General features: G+C 63.3%; 4 protein-coding genes. All 4 read left to right on the top strand.

Annotation, left to right across the window (positions count from 1 at the left end):
- Positions 1–354, top strand: a 354-nt coding sequence (locus AC629_RS47505) for a phage capsid protein (RefSeq protein ID WP_084810752.1), incomplete at its 5' end; no start/stop codon positions are given.
- 66 nt (positions 355–420) lie between these two features.
- Positions 421–690, top strand: coding sequence for a hypothetical protein (locus AC629_RS43615; RefSeq protein WP_143199930.1), 270 nt, complete (start codon positions 421–423; stop codon positions 688–690).
- A gap of 63 nt (positions 691–753) precedes the next feature.
- Positions 754–1,407: a phage connector family protein gene (locus AC629_RS43610; protein ID WP_084810750.1), complete on the top strand. Its 654-nt coding sequence runs from the start codon at positions 754–756 to the stop codon at positions 1,405–1,407.
- Positions 1,407–1,819 (top strand): hypothetical protein (locus tag AC629_RS43605; protein WP_143199929.1); only part of this gene is annotated, 413 nt, incomplete at its 3' end. The genes AC629_RS43610 and AC629_RS43605, both read left to right, overlap by 1 nt.

The following is a 1,819-nucleotide window of genomic DNA, read 5'->3' as shown; positions in this document are numbered from 1 at the left end:
ATGTCGTGGGAACAGCTCGGCCTCTACAAGCAGTTCAACAACCGCGACTACACCGGCGAGGATCTGCAGTTCAAGACCATGTCCGACGCCAAGACGTGGAACAAGATCCACATCTTCCAGGCGCCCGACGAAATGTTCACCGCGTTCAACGCAAACGCCGTGGACACCTATCTGTGGAACAAGGCCATGATCGGCTTCGGCTCGAACTACGCGATGACCTCGCGCATCACGTTCGAAAACCTGATCACGGCATGGGTCTACAACACGGTGATGTCGGGTGCAGCCAAGGTGATGCAGCCGGCCGGCGTCAAGCGCGTGCGCATCAAGATCACCGATCCGCTGGTCATCAACTGATCCTGACAATGCGAGCCGGGCACGCCCGGCCTCGCAGCTCCTCGCAACCAACCGAAAGTCAGCTCCATGGCACTCGACGTTCAAAGCCTCGCCCGGATGGGCTCTGTCCCCTTCTCCGCCGGCAATGGCAAATCGCTCTACTTCTATGCGACCGGCGACACCGTCGCCAACATTCTCGCAGCCAACTACTGGAACAACGCGACCAAGCAATTGCGCAAGGGCGACGTCATCATCGCCTCGTGCGTAAACGGCGGCACCCCGACCTGCACGGCCCTCAACGTCACCTCCGCGGACAATGCCGCGGCTGTGACGGTCGCGGTAATGGTCTTCGCCTAGTCGCTTTCCTCCCTGTGACTGCCGCGGGGCTTCGGCCCCGCGGCTCTTCCTTCCGGGGCAGCCATGACCGACGACAACAATCATCTGAAGGTAATCAACAACGCGCTGGGCCGGATCGGCGCCGGCAAGATCATGGCGGAAGATGAGGACACCGAACTGGCCGGCCAGGTCGTCCCTGTCTACTATTCCCGGCTCAAAGCCGTGCTCGCGATGCACGAATGGTCCTTTGCCGGCAAGACCTACAAGCTCGACGCGGTCGCCAAGACGGCGGAGAACGACTACGACGCCGCTGCGCAGATCTTCAACAATGGCTGGCGGTTTGCCTTCGAGCTGCCGAGCCCGCGCCTCGGCCTGCCGCGCAAGGTGCTGCGCGACCCGCGCAACCCGCGCGATCCGCTCCGCGAGTTCCTGATCGAAAGCGGTTGGCTCTATGCCGATCGCGATGCCGTCTGGGCCGTCGTCACGGTGATGCCAGATCCGCAAGTGTGGGACCCGCAATTCACCCTTGCGATCGAGCAGATTGCCGCGGCCGACTTTGCGATCCCCGTCACCCATGATGCCGCCCTCGACGCCAAGATCCGCGTCATCGCCGAAGGAACGCCGGAGGAGCAGGGCCGTGGCGGCCTGATCGGCCGCGCGATGGCTAGTGATGCCGCCAAATCGCGCACGGCCACCGCGCAGTGGCACGATCCCCTCACTGACGCGCGGTTGTCCTGATGGTTGCCCGTCCCGGCACATACCAGGCGTCGAACAATGCCGGCGAGCTGGCGCCGGAAGAGCACGGCCGCACGGACCTCAAACAGTTTTATTCGGGGCTCGCGACAGCGATCAACGCCGAGCCAGTGCCGCAAGGCGGCTCGAAACTCTCGATGCGTACCCGCCACCTCGGCCGCGTCCGCAAGAAGGTGCAGCAGATCGGCCTGGTCGACTTGACCATGCCGTCCGGCAGCTACGCTGCGGCCGGGGTCATCGCAACGATCACGGTGTCGAGCACGCATGTCTGTGCAATTGCGCTGCTCGGTTGGTCGGCTTCGCCGGCCATCGGTGCCATCCTGCAATTCGAGTATTGGGATGGCACGGCCTACCACCCGTTCGGGCTCCCCTTCGCTGTGGATGCCAGTACCAAGAA

Source organism: Bradyrhizobium sp. NAS80.1 (genome assembly GCF_001908205.1).
In the GTDB taxonomy this organism is placed as follows: domain Bacteria; phylum Pseudomonadota; class Alphaproteobacteria; order Rhizobiales; family Xanthobacteraceae; genus Bradyrhizobium.
The sequence above is the reverse complement of the archived record's forward strand: the minus strand, read 5'-3'. Positions and strand labels throughout refer to the sequence as shown.